This is a genomic window from Sphingomonas sp. NPDC019816 (assembly GCF_050274375.1).
Lineage (GTDB): Bacteria > Pseudomonadota > Alphaproteobacteria > Sphingomonadales > Sphingomonadaceae > Sphingomonas.
The window spans coordinates 20,309-36,575 of record NZ_JBNNOB010000025.1; the positions used below are offsets into that span (position 1 = coordinate 20,309).

The following is a 16,267-nucleotide window of genomic DNA, read 5'->3' on the forward strand; positions in this document are numbered from 1 at the left end:
CTAAGGGCGAACAAATCCGGTACGATGCCAGCAGATGCTATTCGCAGGCTTTCCTGCCCCTTTTATGTGGTGCCGCCCTACGGGCGCCGATATGGGAGGGCGGCAATCCGATTGACCAACGATCGAGGTAGAACCCTGCTCGCCAAATATGTGAGCTGGTTGCCCATCCCCGGTATGGCGAAGGATTGCCGATAAACCAGAGCGTGGACTGCATGGGCCGCGCACCGGTCAACGTCCATCAAACCCAACCTCCCCCACTTCAAATCGCTGAGGGCAGCCATGTCTGTGTCGATTCCACCGGGTGCAAAAGACCCAACACTCACTCCCGTCCCGGCAAGCTCCACGGAAAGCGCTCGCATGAGGGTGCTCACATAGGCTTTCGACGCGCCGTAGACCGCTTGGAAGGGCACGGATGTTTCGCCCGCCAGGCTCGACACGGCGATTACTGAGGATTCAAACGGCTGCTCCCTGAAAATCGCAATCAGGCGAGCCAGCAAATCCGTGAAACCGAGTATGTTTGTTTCAATTACCTCGGCATAAGTGTCGGCACGGCCTGCATCAAATGAACCAACGCTCGTCATTCCGGCAACCAACAAAGCGGCTGTTACTTGCAATTCTGCAACCTTAGCCGCGATTTTCTCCCTGCCCTCGATTTCACGTTGATCAGCCACTATAATCTCGCACGGCACATTGAACCGCTCGTCAATTTCGGTCTGTAGCTCCCGCAAGTTGTCGAGCCTTCGTCCAACAATCAGGGGCTTGGCCTGGTACGATGCCGCCAAGCGGAGGGCGGACGCTCTGCCCAAACCGGTCGAAGCCCCTGTGACCAGCACCCACGAGTTCTTGATCGCCAGCGGTTTCACGCGTTTTCCAGAGCCTTGTATAGGGCGGTTTTGCCGATCTTGAGCCGGGCCGCCGCCTCACGAACAGTGAGGCCCGCTGCGATATGCGCCCGCGCTTTACGTAGTTTGTCGGGGGTAACGACAGGCCGGCGACCACCCTTGTTGCCCCGCTCGCGTGCGGCCTTGAGGCCGGCATGAGTGCGTTCACGGATCAGGTCACGCTCGAATTGGGCCAGCGAGCCGAAGATGTTGAACACCAGCATGCCGCCCGAAGTGGTGGTGTCGATATTCTCGGTGAGTGAGCGGAACCCGATGCCGCGCGCCGCAAGCTCGCCGACCTTCTCGATCAGGTGGCTCATCGAGCGGCCGAGGCGGTCGAGTTTCCAGACCACCAGCGTGTCGCCGGGGCGCAAATAGGCGAGCGCTTCGGTTAGGGGGCACCTCAAGGTTTGTCATATGGACAGCGGCAGTCGGAACAAATGGTCAACAAAAGCCTGAGCGTTGCCGCAAAGTATATTAAGTTTCGTGGGTTTGTGAGGTTGGACGAGTTGGAAGTTACCGGATCACCTCTCGTGATGTTTCACCCGCGGAGCTCGTAGTAGACGATCTGCCATCCATTCTTGGGACCGCGCCACTGGGTGATCTGAAAGCTATGGGCTTGTGCAGACCCGTCCAGGACGCGGCTACTCCACCGTAGCGTTTCATCGTAACTGCTTCCGGACGATAACGCACCCGCTATGCGCCGAATGGGCAGCTTGGCGGGGAGCCTGCGGATGCGTCGGCCATCGTTGCCGACAAAGATAACGTCTTCGGCCACGCTTCGTCTTGGAACAGCCAACCAGTCGACCTGTTTGCCGGCCTGCTCCTGTCGCAAAACAGACGCGATCTCTTTCGCATCGCTAACGGCTTGGATTTGGAGCTGTTCATTGGTGAGTTTTGCCGAGCACTCAGGTTCGATCGCTTGTAAACTTTCTGCCGCTAATGCCTTCGATCCATCCCGACGATAGTCGTCGATTTCCCAGCGCCACCCCTCAGCACTGTTCCGCCAAAGCGTCTTATATGATCCAACTCGATTTCCGCCATCGTACAGCCCGCCGATAACAACTGCCGACCCGCTCGGATCACAGGACGGAAAGACAAGTTCGGGTCTGCGCTCGGCATGGCTCTCGACACTCATCATTGTGAGCCACCACCTTCGGCTACTCTCGGCTGCTTGCAACATGCTGGCCACAGATGGAGAGCGCGCGGTTTCGGGCGCATGTTGTATTGGCCAGGGGTCGCTTTGTGGACCGAAACTGCGTGCCGCTGCCTGACGGCCACTGGCAAGTACAGCTTCCGAGTAGGCCCGCTCCGCCTCCAGCGCGGAATTCGGCGAACTTGCCGCTAGTAGAAGCGCGAAGATCATGGCGAAATCCTACTCCTCAATCAACGTGTCGAGCGATGTACGGGCATCTGCGCCGGATGGTTGAGCGCCCGATAGAGCGTGGCATGATGACACTTCAGCAGCTTCGCCGCTTCGCGCACCGATGTGCCTTCGCCGACGAGACGCTGTCCGAGCGCGATCTGGTCCGGAGTGAGCTTGGGCTTACGCCCGAACTTCACGCCGCGCGCCATGGCTGCCGCGCGGCCGGAACTGGTACGCTGGTGGATCAGCTCGCGCTCGAACTCCGCGATGCCGGCGAACACGGTGAGCACCATGCGTCCCGCAGGCGTGGTCGTGTCGGCCCAGGGCTCGGCGAGCGAGCGCAGCCCCGCTCCCGCCTCGTTCAGCTTCTCGGCGATGTCGAGCAGGTCGCGCGTCGAACGCGCTAGGCGATCGAGCCGGGTGACCACAACCACGTCGTCGTCGCGCAGCTGCTCCAGCATCCGGTCGAGTTCCGGTCGGGCGCGCTTGGCGCCGGACACCTTCTCCTCGAATGTCCGCCGGCATCCGGCCGCCTTCAGTGCCGTCTTTTGAAGCATGAGATCCTGATCGTCGGTAGATACGCGCGCATAGCCGAGGAGCATGTCGCAGATGTGCATTGGAACACGGCTGATTAGCAACAGACATTTGCGACAGCGTCCGCCCTCGTGGCGTGACCGGTCAGGGCCGCTGTCGCGAAACTTGAGAGTTACGCGACACCTCGCACGTGTCGGCCATAAACTATACGCTCCCGGACAGGGGGTGATCGATGGCCAGACGCGATCTGTTAACGGGCGACGAACGCCGCGCGTTGTTCGGCGTGCCCCTCGACCATGCCTCGCTCGCCAAGCATTACACGGTTGCCGATGAGGACCGGCCACTGATCGAAGCGAAGCGCGGCGACGCCAACCGGCTCGGCTTCGCGCTGCACCTCGCCCTGCTGCGTCATCCCGGCTTCGGCATACGCCACGACGATGTCGTCCCCGATTTTCTGATCCGGCACCTGGCCGCGCAACTCGACATCGCGCCCACAGCGTTCGAGGGCTACGCGCATCGCGCCCAGACCCGGCTCGAACACGCCTGGGAGGCGATGGAGCGTTTGCGCCTGCGCGCGTTCGAGGCGGCCGACGTCCCCGGCGCGCTCGGCGCAGCCACCCGCGCGGCGGAAGCGACCGAACGGGGCAAGCCGATCGCCGCGGCAGTGCTGGGCCATTTGCGTGCTGCCCGGATCGTTCTGCCCGCGCCCGCCCGTATCGAGCGGATCGGGGTGGCGGGGCGCGCCATGGCGCGCCGCCTCGCGGCCGACACGCTGGTCGATGCGCTTGCTCCGGAGCAGGTGACGGGGCTGGATGCGTTGCTGATCGTGGACCAGGATCGCAGCACGACGCCGCTCGCGTGGCTGCGCGACACGTCGGACAGCCCGACCGCGCGCAATCTCGCCGGCATTCTCGCCCGGCTCGCGCACGTGCGCCGGCTCGGGCTCGACCCGGGCATGGCCGGCCGCATCCACGAGCACCGCTTCGAGCAGCTCGTGCGCGAAGGCCACGTCGCGCCCGCGTTCCTCCTGTCCGACTACTCGCTCCGCAGAAGGCGCGCGACACTCGCCGCAGCCGTCATCGACCTGGAAGCGCGGCTCGCGGACGCCGCGATCGAGATGTTCGGCAAGCAGACCGGCCTCCTGTTCGCCAGGGCCAGGGCCGCGCAGAAGCGCGGCATCGAGGCGACCACACGCGACGTGAACCGGCTCATGCGGCTGCTGGGCGCCACGGTCGGCGCACTCCGGGTCGCGCGCGAGGACGGGTTGGACGTCTGGGCGGCGCTCGACGACGGGGTGGGCTGGACGAGGCTTCTGGACGCCGAGAGCGAGGCGACCGCGATCGCCGACCTGACTCGCGACGAGCCGCTGATCCGCGCGGCGGGGCGCTACATGACGATGCGGCGCTACGCGCCCGCGTTTTTTGACGCGTTCCGGTTCAAGGCGGCAGGCTCGCGCGACGGCGTGCTCGGCGCGATCAAGGTCGTGCGCGCGCTGAACGCGACCGGGCGGCGAGACGTACCGGCCGATGCGCCCATGCCGTTTTCCAGAAAATGGAAGGCGGCGATCACCGAGGGCGGCGTCATCGACCGCCGTCGCTACGAAACCGCCACGGTCGCGACCGTGCGCGAGCGGCTCCAATCGGGCGACCTGTGGGTGGAGGGTACGCGCGAACACCTGCGCTTCGACAGCTATATGCTCCCGCCCGGCAAAGCGGCCGAGATCGCGCTCACGCTGCCGTTCGACACCGACGTCGGCCGCTACTTGGAGGGGCGCGCCAGGCTGCTCGACTGGCGGTTGCGCCGGTTCGCAGGCTCGCTGAAGCGCGGCACGCTCGACGGCGTGGAGCTGCGGGGCGGTAACCTCAGGGTCAGCCCGCTCGCGGCCGTAACGCCCGCTGCGGCCGACAGGCTGGACGCGGCCGTCGACCGGCTCATGCCCCGCGTGCGCATCACCGAGCTGCTCGCCGAGGTGGAAGCCCGCACCGGGTTCCTGTGCGCATTTCCGGAACTGCGCTCGGGCCGCGCCCACTCCAACCCGCAGGCCGTGCTCGCCGCGATCCTGGCAGACGCGACGAACCTCGGCATCGAGCGCATGGCCAACGCCAGCCAGGGCGTCACCTACGCCCAGCTCGCCTGGACGCATGGCTGGTACGTATCGGAAGAGAATTACGCGGCAGGGCTGCGCCATCTGGTGGACGCGCAAGCCGCGCTGCCGCTCACGCGCGTGTGGGGCGACGGCACCGCGTCGAGCTCGGACGGGCAGTTCTTCCGCTCGGGCAGGCGGGGCGCGGCCGGCAGCACCAACGCGCGCTACGACCGGGAGCCGGGGCAGAAGATCTACGCCCATGTCGCCGATACCTACGCGCCCTACCATGTCCGGCTGATCTCGGCGACCGCGGCGGAGGCGCCCTATGTGCTGGACGGGCTGGTCGCGCACGGCTGCGGCATCGAACCCGCGACCCACTATGCCGATACGGGCGGCGCGTCCGACCACGTGTTCGCGCTCGCGCACCTACTCGGCTTCCGGTTCGTGCCCCGCCTGCGCGATCTAGCCGATCGCCGGCTCGGCCTGTTCCCGGGCACGGCCCGCCCCGAGGCGCTCGCGAAGCTGATCGGGCGCCCGTTCAACATCGCTGCCATCCGCGAAAGCTGGGACGAGATCGTCCGGCTCGCCGCGTCCGTGAAGGCCGGCGTGGTGCTACCGTCGGTCATGCTGAAGAAGCTGGCCGCGTACCGTCGCCAGAACCGGCTCGACTTCGCGCTCCAGGAGCTGGGCCGGATCGAGCGCACCCTGTTCACGCTCGACTGGCTAGAATCCAGGGCGCTCCGCCAGCAGTGTCAGGCTGGGCTCAACAAGGGCGAGGCGCGTCACACGCTCGCCCAAGCCGTGTTCGTCCACAAACAGGGCCGCCTGCGCGATCCGCAGTTCGAGAACCAGGCGCTGAAAGCGTCCGGGCTGACGCTGGTCACCGCCGCGATCGTGTACTGGAACACGCTTTACATGGGCCGCGCCGTCGAGCATCTGCGCGCCAGCGGCGAGCCCGCGCCCGACGAGCTGCTCGCCCATGTAGCCCCGCTAGGCTGGCGACACATCAGCCTGACCGGCGATTACCTCTGGCAAAACGCCGCTGCCGAGCTCGATCAAGACGGCTACCGCGCACTCAACATCGCCGGCGGACCCGGAGCCAAGGTGGCCTGAGCCGCCCTGTTCGCTACCTGTTCAGCTTACCGCTGTCCGTGTCACAAACCTTGAGGTGCTCCCCAGCCTGTCAAACGGTTTGGCGTTTATCTCAAACTGTATGGGCCGTGTCGGCAATACCGTTTGGCCAGTTGCCCTACCCGCTCCTCAGGTTATCGGTTCTTATTGAGACTTTCCTGGAGCCACACTGACCGTGCATCGAACTGTCTCGCGCTTCCGGTCTGCACGCTTCCGGCACGCCTCCAGCGCCTGCCGGTTAGCGGTGACGATCCGATCCCCTGCCGCGATGTTGGCGAACGCCTCGGGCGCACTGGCCCGCATGAGGCGCTGCCCGCCTTCCCACATCGGCAGGTCGAGCGAGCGCGCCGCCATCTTCTCCGGCCATTGCCAGCTTGCCGGCACGGCGCGCGCAACGATGCCGGCGAACACCGCCCACAATACCATCCCGACCACCACACCGCCGATGGCGGTCCACATCAGCCAACGGTTCTGCTCGTCGCCTCGTCGCGCCGACACGACATAGCCGTGAAGCTGGCGGGTCACGTCCTCCAGGCCGGTGCGCGCCGTGGCGATCGTCTGCCGGTCCTCCTGCCGCGCCGTGCTCGCCGCCGCGGTGATCCGTCCCGCCAGCTGTTCGGGCGTCATCGCCAGCATCGGGCTTTTCACCAGCATATCGACGCGCTGCGCCGTGGCGGTGATGTTGTTGGCGATGACCCCTAGCGTCTCGGAATAGTCGGGCGGCTCGGGCACTTCCATGCGCTCGGCCGTTAGCCGCTCGACGGCACGGCGCATCAGCGTCACCTCGGCGCGCAGCTCCTCGAACGCCTGCGCGGCTTCATTCGGCTCTTCGTCATCCGCCACTACGTCTTCCCCTTATAGGCTCATGCCCCTGTCGCGCTCGCGCCCGATCCCGATCGACTGCTCCAGCGATTTTTCGATGCTCCGGCCGCGCTCCAGTTTCAGCTCCAGCTCGGGCGCGCGGCGCTCCAGCGCCTTGGCCAGCTCGGGGTCGCGGCGCAGGCCCTCGGCCATCGCGCCCATGCGCGTTGTGGCCTTGTCGGCCTGGGCCTGGTCGCCGCCTGCCCGCTCGCGCGCCAGTCCCCGCCAGCTCTCCACGAACCGTTCGGCGCGCGCGTCAGGGTCGAGCCGCACCCGGCGCTCCTCGGCCATCGCGCGCGCGGCGCCGCCAGTCTTGCCCTCGGCCGCCTGCCCGATCAGCCCGGGATCGCGGCGGAACGCGGAATCGAGGTCGCGCGCGCCATCGGGCCGTACCTGGTCCAGCGCCTCGCCGGCACGGCGCAACGCGCTCTCCTGATGCGGGAGCACCGGCAGCTCCCGCGCGCGCATCCGGCCTATGTCGGCCGCAGCGTGCGCATAGCGTTCGATCGCCCTGGCCTGGTCCGGCTTGCCGCCGATCGCCGCCTCGGCGCGATCCGGCGCCAATGCCTTTTCGGGCGTGGCGGCAGGCTTGGGCCGGAAGCCCGCGAACATGCCCTTGGCCTTGTCGCGGACCTGGTGGACAATCTCGCGCGCGCGCTCGGGCCAGCGTATCTCCCGCCGCTCGGCGAAGCTGCGCGCCCGGTCCTCCTCGGACGGCACGGCATAGTCACCGGCCATGTCCTTGGCGCGGTCGCGCGACAGCACGCGGGCAAGCTGGCGCTGATCGGCGAAATCGTCGCTGCCGTAGTGGACCTGCACCCCGTCGCGGTGCCGCGACATGCCGACATAGGCGCTGTGCCGGTCCATGCCGGGAGTGGCGAGGAGATGGGCGCGATCGACGGTGACGCCCTGCGACTTGTGGAAGGTGGCGGCATAGCCGTGATCGACCGCGGCATAGTCCTTGAGGTCGAACGCGGCCCGCCCGCCCCCGTCGAGCCGCACCGCCATGCGCCCGCCCTCGACCCGCTCCAGCGTGCCCAGCGTGCCGTTCTTCACGCCAAGCGAACGCTCGTTGCGCAGGAACATGATCCGGTCGCCGGCAGCGAAGTCGCGCGCGCCCCGATCGACGGTCACGCCCACGTCCTCGCCCAGCCCGCCCGACGCGCGCACCCGCTCGCGCGCCTCCTGGTTCAGTTCGCGCACCTCGGCATTGGTGTGGGTGAGGATAATGCGGGTCTTGTCCGGATCGGCCTGGCGCTGGCGGTCCCAGCCCTCCACCAGCTCGGCACGCGCCTGCTCGCGCGTGTCGGCTGCCTGCACCATGCCGCGATCGGCATAGGCGTGGATCGCCTCGGCCGTGCGGCCGGTCGCCAGTGCCCGGGTCGCATCCTTCTGCCAGTCCTCGCGCTGCCGGCGGACCTCGGTGATCTCGGCCGCGCCATGCCGTTCGGCGATCGACCGGAACGCCGCGCCGGCTTCGATCGCCTGCAACTGCTCGGGGTCGCCCACCAACACCACCTTGGCCCCGGCTTCGCGGGCATGGGACAGCACCCGCTCCATCTGGCGGGTGCCGATCATGCCCGCCTCGTCCAACACCAGCACATCATTGCGGGTGAGCTGGTCGCGGCCCTGCGCCCAGCCATGTTCAAGGCTCGCGATGGTGCGGGACCGGATGCCGGACCCGCCCTCCAGATTCTCGGCCGCGATCCCGGACAGCGCGGCGCCGCGCACCTGATAGCCTCCGCGTTCCCATGCCTCGCGCGCGACGCCCAGCATCGCCGATTTGCCGGTGCCGGCATAGCCGATGACCGACGCCAGTCCGCGACCCTCAGTGATGTGATCGAAGGCATCGCGCTGCTCGCCCGAAAGCACCAGACCGCGCGCTTCCGCAGCCTCCAGCGCAGTCGTGCGATGCGGCACGGAAACGCCATGCCCGTCGCGCTTTGCCAGCTCATCGCCGGCATTCTCCAGACGCGCCTCGGTCGCGATCATCTCGCGGGACGTGAACCGCTCTTGGTCGCGTCCGTCCTTGCCCAGCGCCACCAGCTCGGGACTGGCGCGCACCGCAGCCATCACCTGGTCGAACTGCTCCTTGCCGTCCGAATGACGGAAGGCGAACGCGGCAAGGTCGCGGGTCGTGAACGTCGCCTGTTGCCGGGTGATGCCGCCGAGCGCGATGCGTGGATCGGCAATGATCCTGGCACCGTTCTCCCGTGCGATCCGCCGGTGATCGTCGGCGCGTTCGGCATCCTCGCCGCGGTCGAGCCGGCGCATCCCCGCCGGTCCGATCTTGTGCTGCGGCTCCAGCTCGATGCCCTGATCGGCATAGGATCGATGGTCGATCCGCCCCTCCAGCCCCAGCTCCGCCATGCGCTCGTTGACGTGTGCCGCCCATGCCTCGCGCCAACCCTTCAGCAGCTCGGTCGAGTTCCAGTCCCGGACCTTCTTGCCGAACCCCTCCGGCCCCACCTCGCGCATCACCAGCATGACATGCGCGTGCGGTTTCGGACTGCCGTCCTTCGCCTTGTCCCAATGCACGTTGAGGTCGGCGACCATCCCGCGCTTCACAAACTCCTTTTCCACGAAATCGCGAGCGAGGCTTACGCCCTGCTTCTCGCTCATCTCGCGCGGAATCGAGAACTCCACCTCACGCGCCAGTTGCGCGTCCTTGCGCTTCTCTCCTGCCTCCACCTCGTTCCACAGCGTCGTGCGATCCGCCAACCGTACTGGTGCGTCCTTTGGCAACAGCACCTCGGAGTGAATGACGCCTGCCTTGTTGGAGAAGTCGTGAGCGCGCCCAAGCCGCGCGTCGTGCAGCTCGGATGCGGAGCGATACGCAGCGGACGCAACGGCGCTGGAGCCGTTCGCACGGCTGATGACCTTGGCGCTGAAATGATAGATCGCCATTGCGAGCGGCATGATGCACTTCTTAGCGCACGTCGGCAACGACGTATAAGCGCGCACTCACGATCTGCTTCGCATCTCCTGATTGACTTGGTTCTGCCTTCTGATGTGGGTTGCTCTGCCCTGCCGTTTTGCTAGGCTGCTGCGATCAAGACGCGGACGATGGAGGCACCATGCGCAAGGTGCGGGACTATAACGCGGAACTGAAGGCGCTGGAGGACAAGGCGCGTGGCCTGAAGGCGCGCCGGGTCGAACAGCTCGGCCAGCTTGTTACCGCCACGGGTGCGGATGCGCTCGACATGGAAATACTCGCCGGCGTGCTGCTCGATGCCGTTGCATCGCAGAACGCGGAAGCGAAGGAGGCGTGGCGCACGAAGGGCGCCGCCTTCTTTCAACGGCGCGGGCGCAAGGGTGGGCGGACTGCTGGCGGCAACAGCGACGGCACAGGCGCGCAACCGGGCGCTGATCCTGCGTCTGGAAGCGGCGCGGCGTCGGACTGATACGCGGGGCTGGGTCGTGCAAAGGCGCGAACGCACCCGCCACCTGATCGAGCTGGGTGGCCTCGTCCAGAAGGCCGGCCTGGTCGATCTGGCCGACGACGATCGCGCCACCATCTACGGGGCGCTGCTGGAGCTTGTCGGCCGCGCCCGCAACGACGATGCGAGCGACACGCTCACGCTCTGGAAACGACGCGGCAAACGCGCCTTCGACGCGGAAGCGGGCGATGCCTCCCCTGCCCCTTCGGATCGCCCGGCATGAAGCCTGCTGTCACGGAATCCGAGCTCGACGGCGTGATTGAACGCCTGCTGCTGACTGACCGCGAAGTTGCGGCGATGCTCCTCGATGCTGCGGCACTGGAGGCCGGTTTCGACCGGGTGACGATCACGCGGCAGGTCCGGCATGTCGGTGCATCCGGCACGGCCGATCTGGTCGTCCGCTATTGGCTTGGGTCCGCCTGCACCGCGATGCTGCTGGTGGAGAACAAGATCGACGCCGGCTTCACGCCCGACCAGCCCGCCCGCTATGCGATCAGCCGCGACGCGCAGCGCACAGCGGTGCCGGTGGTCGCTACGGTGCTCCTGGCCCCCGCCATCTATCTCGCCGGCTCCAAACTCGCCTCCGGGTTCGATGCTGCGGTGTCCTACGAACGCCTGCTGCCATTCTCGACCGGGCGGGACGGCGAGCTGATCGCCATTGCCATCGAGCGTGCCGAAAGCCCCTACGAGCCCGTGCCGGTCGCTGCGGTGATGGACTTCTTCACCGGCTATGCGGGGCTGGCGCGCAACGCCGCACCGGACCTGGTGCTGAAGCGCAATCCGAACAGTGCCGGCGCACGTCCGGAAGCGTCGCGGACGATCTACTTCGATGCGCAACGCAGCGGCTTCGCCGGTTATGGTTTCCTGCTCAAGGAAGGGCGGCCGGCAAGCCTGCGCGTCTCTCATCAATGCTGGGATTCCGGTGCGCCGAACCCGAGCGTCAAGGCCATGCTCGACGGGTGGGCGCGCCACCTCCCGATCGCGTCGCCGGTCCTCGCGCCGGCGCTGCGCGGTTCGGGCATTTACCTGCGTCCTGCCGGCCGTAGCCTGGCGCTCGTCCTCGATACCGGGCGCCTCGACAACATGCGGGCTGTCGCCGGACAGGAAGCGGTGATCCTGGATGCCCTGTCCAAGCTCCAGCGCTTGCGGGAGGCCTGGAACGGGTTGGAGGAGCCCCTGCGCCGTGCCGCAGCGCTGGTGACGCAAAGGGAGGCAACATGACCGCTCTGGACCTTGACGCGATCCGTGCGGAAGTTCGCGCGCTCGCCTATGTGCGTGGCACGCCGGCGGAAGCCGCGATGTGGCGGGAGGATGACGCAGACTCCCGCGCCAATCTCGCCATCGAGAGCATGGACTTGAACGCAGAGGATGAGGCGCTGTTCGACATGCTGCGCGACGAGGCCGTGCCCCCGCCCCTCGCCACGCAAATCATCCTCAAACTGCTCGGCCATCCCGATGCCGATCCGGCGCTGGCGATCACGCCGCTGGAACGGGCCGGCTGATGCCCGGCCGGCGGATCAGCCCGCTGTTCGCGGTCTTCATCGCCGCGGTCGTGCTGTTCGCCAGCCATAGCTGGCTCAAGGGCATCTTCGGCTATGGCGAGATAGCCACCGACATTCCGTTCCTGCTCGCGGGCGCGATCCTGTTCCTGGCCTGGCGCTTCAATCGCCGTGCCGCGAACCGCCGCAGCTCGCTGCTCGGCTCGGCCCGCTTCGGCGATCGGGCGGACGTGCGCCGGCTTCAGGAAAACGAAGGCCTCCTGATCGGCCGCTCCATCGAGTCCGGCAAGCTGCTGCGCTACGACGGCCCCGCCCATCTGCTGACGATGGCGCCCACCCGGTCGGGCAAGGGCGTCGGCACCATCATCCCCAACCTGCTGACGCTCGACCGCTCGGTGGTCTGCATCGACCCCAAGGGCGAGAATGCCCGCGTCACGGCCCGCGCGAGAGCCGGCAAGGGCGAGGTGTGGTGTCTGGACCCCTTCGGCGTCTCCGGGCGTCCTGCGGCCCGCTACAACCCGCTGGCGTGGCTTGATCCCGCCAGCCCTGACCTCGCGGAGGATGCGCAGACGATCGCCGATGCGCTGGTGCATGACGCACCGGGGCAATCGGGTGAGGCGCACTGGAACGAGGAAGCCAAGGCGCTGATCGCCGGCTTGATCCTGCACACGGTCGTCCACGAGGCCCCTGCCCGCGTCACGCTGGCGACGGTACGCGACAAGCTTACCCGCGATCCCGCAGGCTTCGCCGCACTGCTCACCGACATGCAGGCCAGCACTGGCGCCGGTGGGCTGATCGCGCGCGCCGCCAACCGCCAGCTCGGTAAGTCGAACCGGGAAGCCGCGGGCGTGCTCTCCTCGGCGCAACGCCACACCCACTTCATGGACAGCCCGCGCTTGGTGGACAGCACCTCGGCGTCGGATTTCCGGTTTGCGGACCTCAAGGAACGGCCGGGCACGGTGTTCCTGTGTCTGCCGCCCGATCGGCTCGACACCTATGCGCGCTGGCTGCGCCTGCTGGTCGGGCAGGCCGTCACCGACATGGCGCGCTCCCCTGCCCGGCCGGCAAGCCCCGTGCTGTTCCTGCTCGATGAGTTCGCCGCCCTCGGCCGACTGGAGCCGGTGGAGCGCGCGATGGGGCTGATGGCAGGCTACGGTCTCCAGCTCTGGCCGATCCTCCAGGACATGCACCAGCTCCGCGCGCTCTATGGCGAGCGCGCCGGCACCTTCCTGTCCAATGCCGGCGTGGTCCAGACGTTCGGGGTCAACGATCATGCGACGGCCGACATGCTCTCGCGCACGATCGGCGACACTACCATCGAATACGAGACCGTCAGCACCTCGCGGAAAACGAGCTGGTTCGACAGCCCGGACCATTCCACCAGCGTCAGCGGCCATGTCGCGGCGCGCAGGCTGGTGACGCCCGACGAAATCATGCGGATGCCGGCGGACACCCTCCTGCTGCTGCGCCAAGGCGAACGGCCGCTCTGGGCGAAGAAAATCCGCTATTACGATCAGCGCGAGTTCGCCCGCCTGTTCGATCCGGCCTGATCGTACACACCGGCTAGGGATCAACAGTGAGCTTTGGGGTATCGCTTCACTTGTCCTGTCCGCTTGCCCCGACGCTCACAGGCACACACCGTTCTATCCGCTTGGCTTCTTCCGGAAGCCTGCGGCCGATAGGCCGCTCTTGTGATGGCGTAAGCCGGCACGCAGCGGAAGCGCATTGGCCCAAAGGGCTAATTCCGCATGTCTCTGAGCTGGCTGCTCGGCACGTCCGTGGGGTTAAGAGATTCTGTTAAATAGGAATCGTTAAACAAGTTAAGCCGTCAAAAAGGCCAAATTCCAGCTTTCCTATCATGGGCTTAGCAAGGCGCTCGGTGGGTGAAACCCCGTGATTCGGTGTGTGATACCCCGATAGTGCGGTGGGTGATCCCCCGACACTAAGGTGGGTGAAACCCCGACACTAAGGTGGGTGAAACCCCGACCCTTGCTGGCGCAAAAGGGGCTTCCTGCGCGAGTTATCCACAGCCTGACAGGTCCACTGGTCGCCAACGGAGTCAAAGCAGCTTGGTTGGTCGGTGGGTGAAACCCCGATAGCTGGACCGGCGGTGTGTGATACCCCGATAGTCAGCTTCGGCCGGCAAGCCGGTCCATGTGGGCATCGACTTCCTCAGCACGCTTTCGCTCGGCGTCGAAACGGGCGCGCCGCTCCTCCTCGGCGCGCATCCTCTCGGCGAGTGCCAGTGCCTCGGCCTCGCCGCGGAGCCTGAACAACACGGCTGGGCTTTTGTCCGTCGTCTCGGTCAGTCCCATCGCATAGTCGGGGAGCTGATCGGCCTCGATCACCCGCCGAAGCATCCGGTTGAACTCCTTAGGCTGGGCGTCGCTGCCGGTTTTGTCGCGAAGCACTTCTACCCGGCACGTCCATCCGCCGCGCTGCGTGCCGGCGTGCTTGCGCGCGATACGATAGAGCGCCCGCTCCAGCCCTCCGGACAGCAGGAAATAGTCCGGGTGCATGGTTAGCAGCGACTTCTCGTTGACGATGCCCTCATAGACCCAATCCGAGAGGGTCAGCGTCATGCCGCGCGGCTGCTCCGTCTCGGCGTCGGTATCGAAGGTCCAGCTGTCGAGCCAATTGAAGCCGGCCTTCTGCCGGCGCTTGGTCGCGCGGATCGAAGTGGTGATGGAAGTAGTCTGTAACCGCAGAAGCGCGGCTTGCAGCTCCTGATAGTCCCGGCCCCCTGTGCTGCGCTTGATCGCCCGTAACAGGTCGTAGGGCGTGGTTGTCAGCGTGCGGGGCAGGTCGTTTAGCCCCTGCTGCTTCATGCGGTTGAGCGTGGACGCTGCCCATATCAGGATATCGGCATCCCAGATCGTGGCCATGCCGTAATCGGGAATGGCTTGGACGCGCACCCAGGCATCGCCATCCGGGCTGCGATACTCGATCGGCTTCAGCCGCTTGCGCTTCTGGAGAGAGAAGAACGGGCGCTCCATGACCTCCCGCTGGTCCTTGAGCGGAAGATCGCCGAGCGCCGGAATGAACAGGTCGAACTCGGGATTGGGATCGCGCCGCTTGCTCATGGTGCGAACTTCGTGTGGCCTCGCTTGACCAGGTACTGGCGCAGCAACCGCTCGGTGATGACGGTAAGGGGCTCCCCACCCTCCTCGACGCTGAGCTGGCGCAGCGTGCGGTGCATGTCCTCGGGAATGTGGATCAACACCGGCTTCTTGCCGGGATGGCTGCTGCGCCGGGCGGGTGCTGCGGGAGGCGCCGTGTCGGCCGCGCGCCGCGACCGTCGCGGGGCAGCAGGCTGCGGCGCGGGAATTGCGTCAGCAACGGGAGCTGGCGCCGGTGCCTCAGGCTCGTCATCGAAGATGCCGGCGAGCGCGGAAGTCTTCTTCGCCATCATCCAACCTCGCTTACTTGCTTAGTCGTAAAGCCGCTTAATCGCTTAGCCTCTTCATAAGCGGCGCGCAACTCGGCCGCCGCCTTGCTGTCCGGGTCCGTCTCGGCTGCCGTCCTACCGAGTGGCGTCGCCTTGTAGAAATCTTTGCGGAAGTGGAGGCGGCTGCTGAACATCGTCACGCCCTTCGCTGCGAAGCCGGCATGTGCCTCCTGCCCCTCCCCGCCTTGATGCGGAACCTGCGTCAGTATGACGGCGAACGGCGTGCCCGCCTGCTGCACCTGCTTGACGGTCTGCAACACTGAATGAACGTCCAGCCCCCGTGGGGCGACAGGGATGATGACGAAATCTGCCTGCTCGGCTGCGAGCATGGCAATGTCCTTGGAGTTCGCCGGCGTGTCGATGATGATGAGGTCGATCTTGCCACTGCTACGCCCACGGGAGACGTGGAGCGGGAGGCCGGCAACGCTGCTGTCCTTCACCATCACGTCGTCGCTGTCGCGTCGCTCCGACCAATAGAGCGCAGACCCCTGCCGATCGTCGGCATCAAGGATCACGACGGCGGCTTCTTCTCGGGCCGCCTCTACGGCGAAGCCAGTGGAGAGGGTGGTTTTGGACTGCCCCCCCTTCTGCGCAATTACAGCCCAGACCTGCATACAAACTCCCACTAAGCGGCTAAGCGACTTATACCGCTTAGCCGCTTAGTGACAAGGTCATCGCTTAGTGTGTTAAGTCGCTTAGCACCAGCATGAGATGCACGTCCTATGTGCTCGAAACCCGTTATTAGCTTCGGCACCGGATAAGGTGGTATGGCCAACGACAATGAGCGGCCGCAAAGGCTCGCAATCCTGATCGATGCGGACAATGCCTCACCACGCATGGTGGCGGGCCTCTTTGAGGAAGCCGCTGCAATCGGTGAAGCCAGCGTTCGTCGCATTTACGGCGATTTTTCCGGCACACGGCTGAAGTGGACTTGCCCCGCTTAAGTGGAGAGGCATTTGCTCAGCGTGACGCGGTTCGTTCGAACTGCGCGGGGCTGATGTAGTCGAGCGCGGAGTGACGC

Annotated in this window: 15 protein-coding genes and 1 pseudogene; 7 read left to right on the top strand and 9 right to left on the bottom strand. The window is 66.2% G+C overall.

The window, feature by feature from the left end:
• Positions 1-77: 77 nt before the first annotated feature.
• The 4 genes from ACQKJZ_RS06020 to ACQKJZ_RS06035 all read right to left on the bottom strand — a co-directional run bounded on the left by ACQKJZ_RS06020 (position 78) and on the right by ACQKJZ_RS06035 (position 2,849).
• Positions 78-863: an SDR family NAD(P)-dependent oxidoreductase gene (locus tag ACQKJZ_RS06020; protein ID WP_004213209.1), complete on the bottom strand. Its 786-nt coding sequence runs from the start codon at positions 861-863 to the stop codon at positions 78-80.
• Positions 860-1,288, bottom strand: coding sequence for a recombinase family protein (locus ACQKJZ_RS06025; RefSeq protein ID WP_427730359.1), 429 nt, complete (start codon positions 1,286-1,288; stop codon positions 860-862). The genes ACQKJZ_RS06020 and ACQKJZ_RS06025 overlap by 4 nt, the downstream gene beginning before the upstream one ends.
• A 134-nt stretch (positions 1,289-1,422) precedes the next feature.
• Positions 1,423-2,247 (bottom strand): hypothetical protein, encoded by an 825-nt coding sequence (locus tag ACQKJZ_RS06030; protein ID WP_126014483.1) that lies wholly within the window; start codon positions 2,245-2,247, stop codon positions 1,423-1,425.
• 20 nt (positions 2,248-2,267) lie between these two features.
• Entirely contained in the window at positions 2,268-2,849 is a 582-nt protein-coding gene (locus ACQKJZ_RS06035) for a recombinase family protein (protein ID WP_427730368.1), read from the bottom strand.
• Between the two features lie 164 nt (positions 2,850-3,013).
• Between ACQKJZ_RS06035 and ACQKJZ_RS06040 the strand changes: the two genes are divergently transcribed.
• Complete coding sequence (locus ACQKJZ_RS06040) at positions 3,014-5,980, top strand: Tn3 family transposase (protein WP_018250482.1); 2,967 nt, start codon at positions 3,014-3,016, stop codon at positions 5,978-5,980.
• A gap of 162 nt (positions 5,981-6,142) precedes the next feature.
• Here ACQKJZ_RS06040 and ACQKJZ_RS06045 read toward each other — a convergent pair whose 3' ends face one another.
• Both ACQKJZ_RS06045 and traA read right to left on the bottom strand, forming a co-directional pair.
• A complete protein-coding gene (locus ACQKJZ_RS06045; RefSeq protein WP_427730360.1) occupies positions 6,143-6,841 on the bottom strand; it encodes a DUF6118 family protein in 699 nt (232 codons plus the stop codon).
• Positions 6,842-6,853: 12 nt separating this feature from the next.
• Positions 6,854-9,766 (bottom strand): Ti-type conjugative transfer relaxase TraA, encoded by a 2,913-nt coding sequence (traA, locus tag ACQKJZ_RS06050; protein ID WP_427730369.1) that lies wholly within the window; start codon positions 9,764-9,766, stop codon positions 6,854-6,856.
• 170 nt (positions 9,767-9,936) lie between these two features.
• Here traA and ACQKJZ_RS06055 point away from each other — a divergent pair, with 170 nt between their 5' ends.
• The 5 genes from ACQKJZ_RS06055 to ACQKJZ_RS06075 are packed head-to-tail and all read left to right on the top strand — an operon-like array spanning position 9,937 to position 13,348.
• Positions 9,937-10,263: a conjugal transfer protein TraD gene (locus ACQKJZ_RS06055; RefSeq protein ID WP_427730361.1), complete on the top strand. Its 327-nt coding sequence runs from the start codon at positions 9,937-9,939 to the stop codon at positions 10,261-10,263.
• Between the two features lie 16 nt (positions 10,264-10,279).
• Positions 10,280-10,522 (top strand): conjugal transfer protein TraD, encoded by a 243-nt coding sequence (locus tag ACQKJZ_RS06060; protein WP_427730370.1) that lies wholly within the window; start codon positions 10,280-10,282, stop codon positions 10,520-10,522.
• Positions 10,519-11,520 carry a hypothetical protein gene (locus ACQKJZ_RS06065; RefSeq protein ID WP_427730362.1) on the top strand — a complete coding sequence of 334 codons (1,002 nt, stop codon included), beginning with the start codon at positions 10,519-10,521 and terminating at the stop codon, positions 11,518-11,520. The genes ACQKJZ_RS06060 and ACQKJZ_RS06065 overlap by 4 nt, the downstream gene beginning before the upstream one ends.
• Positions 11,517-11,801, top strand: coding sequence for a hypothetical protein (locus ACQKJZ_RS06070; protein WP_427730363.1), 285 nt, complete (start codon positions 11,517-11,519; stop codon positions 11,799-11,801). The genes ACQKJZ_RS06065 and ACQKJZ_RS06070 overlap by 4 nt, the downstream gene beginning before the upstream one ends.
• Complete coding sequence (locus ACQKJZ_RS06075) at positions 11,801-13,348, top strand: type IV secretory system conjugative DNA transfer family protein (RefSeq protein WP_427730364.1); 1,548 nt, start codon at positions 11,801-11,803, stop codon at positions 13,346-13,348. The genes ACQKJZ_RS06070 and ACQKJZ_RS06075 overlap by 1 nt, the downstream gene beginning before the upstream one ends.
• A gap of 579 nt (positions 13,349-13,927) precedes the next feature.
• Here the strand turns inward: ACQKJZ_RS06075 and ACQKJZ_RS06080 are convergent.
• Genes ACQKJZ_RS06080 through ACQKJZ_RS06090 form a run of 3 tightly spaced genes read right to left on the bottom strand, consistent with a single transcriptional unit; the run spans position 13,928 to position 15,860 of the window.
• Positions 13,928-14,881, bottom strand: coding sequence for a replication initiator protein A (locus ACQKJZ_RS06080; RefSeq protein WP_427730365.1), 954 nt, complete (start codon positions 14,879-14,881; stop codon positions 13,928-13,930).
• The gene (locus ACQKJZ_RS06085) at positions 14,878-15,210 is read right to left on the bottom strand and encodes a hypothetical protein (protein ID WP_427730366.1); all 333 of its coding nucleotides are present in this window, start codon (positions 15,208-15,210) and stop codon (positions 14,878-14,880) included. The genes ACQKJZ_RS06080 and ACQKJZ_RS06085 overlap by 4 nt, the downstream gene beginning before the upstream one ends.
• Positions 15,207-15,860 carry a ParA family protein gene (locus tag ACQKJZ_RS06090; protein ID WP_427730367.1) on the bottom strand — a complete coding sequence of 218 codons (654 nt, stop codon included), beginning with the start codon at positions 15,858-15,860 and terminating at the stop codon, positions 15,207-15,209. The genes ACQKJZ_RS06085 and ACQKJZ_RS06090 overlap by 4 nt, the downstream gene beginning before the upstream one ends.
• 153 nt (positions 15,861-16,013) lie before the next feature.
• On the opposite strand from ACQKJZ_RS06090, the pseudogene ACQKJZ_RS06095 reads away from it, so the two are divergent.
• Positions 16,014-16,172, top strand: a pseudogene (locus ACQKJZ_RS06095) (NYN domain-containing protein); the annotation flags it as partial.
• Between the last annotated feature and the right edge of the window lie 95 nt (positions 16,173-16,267).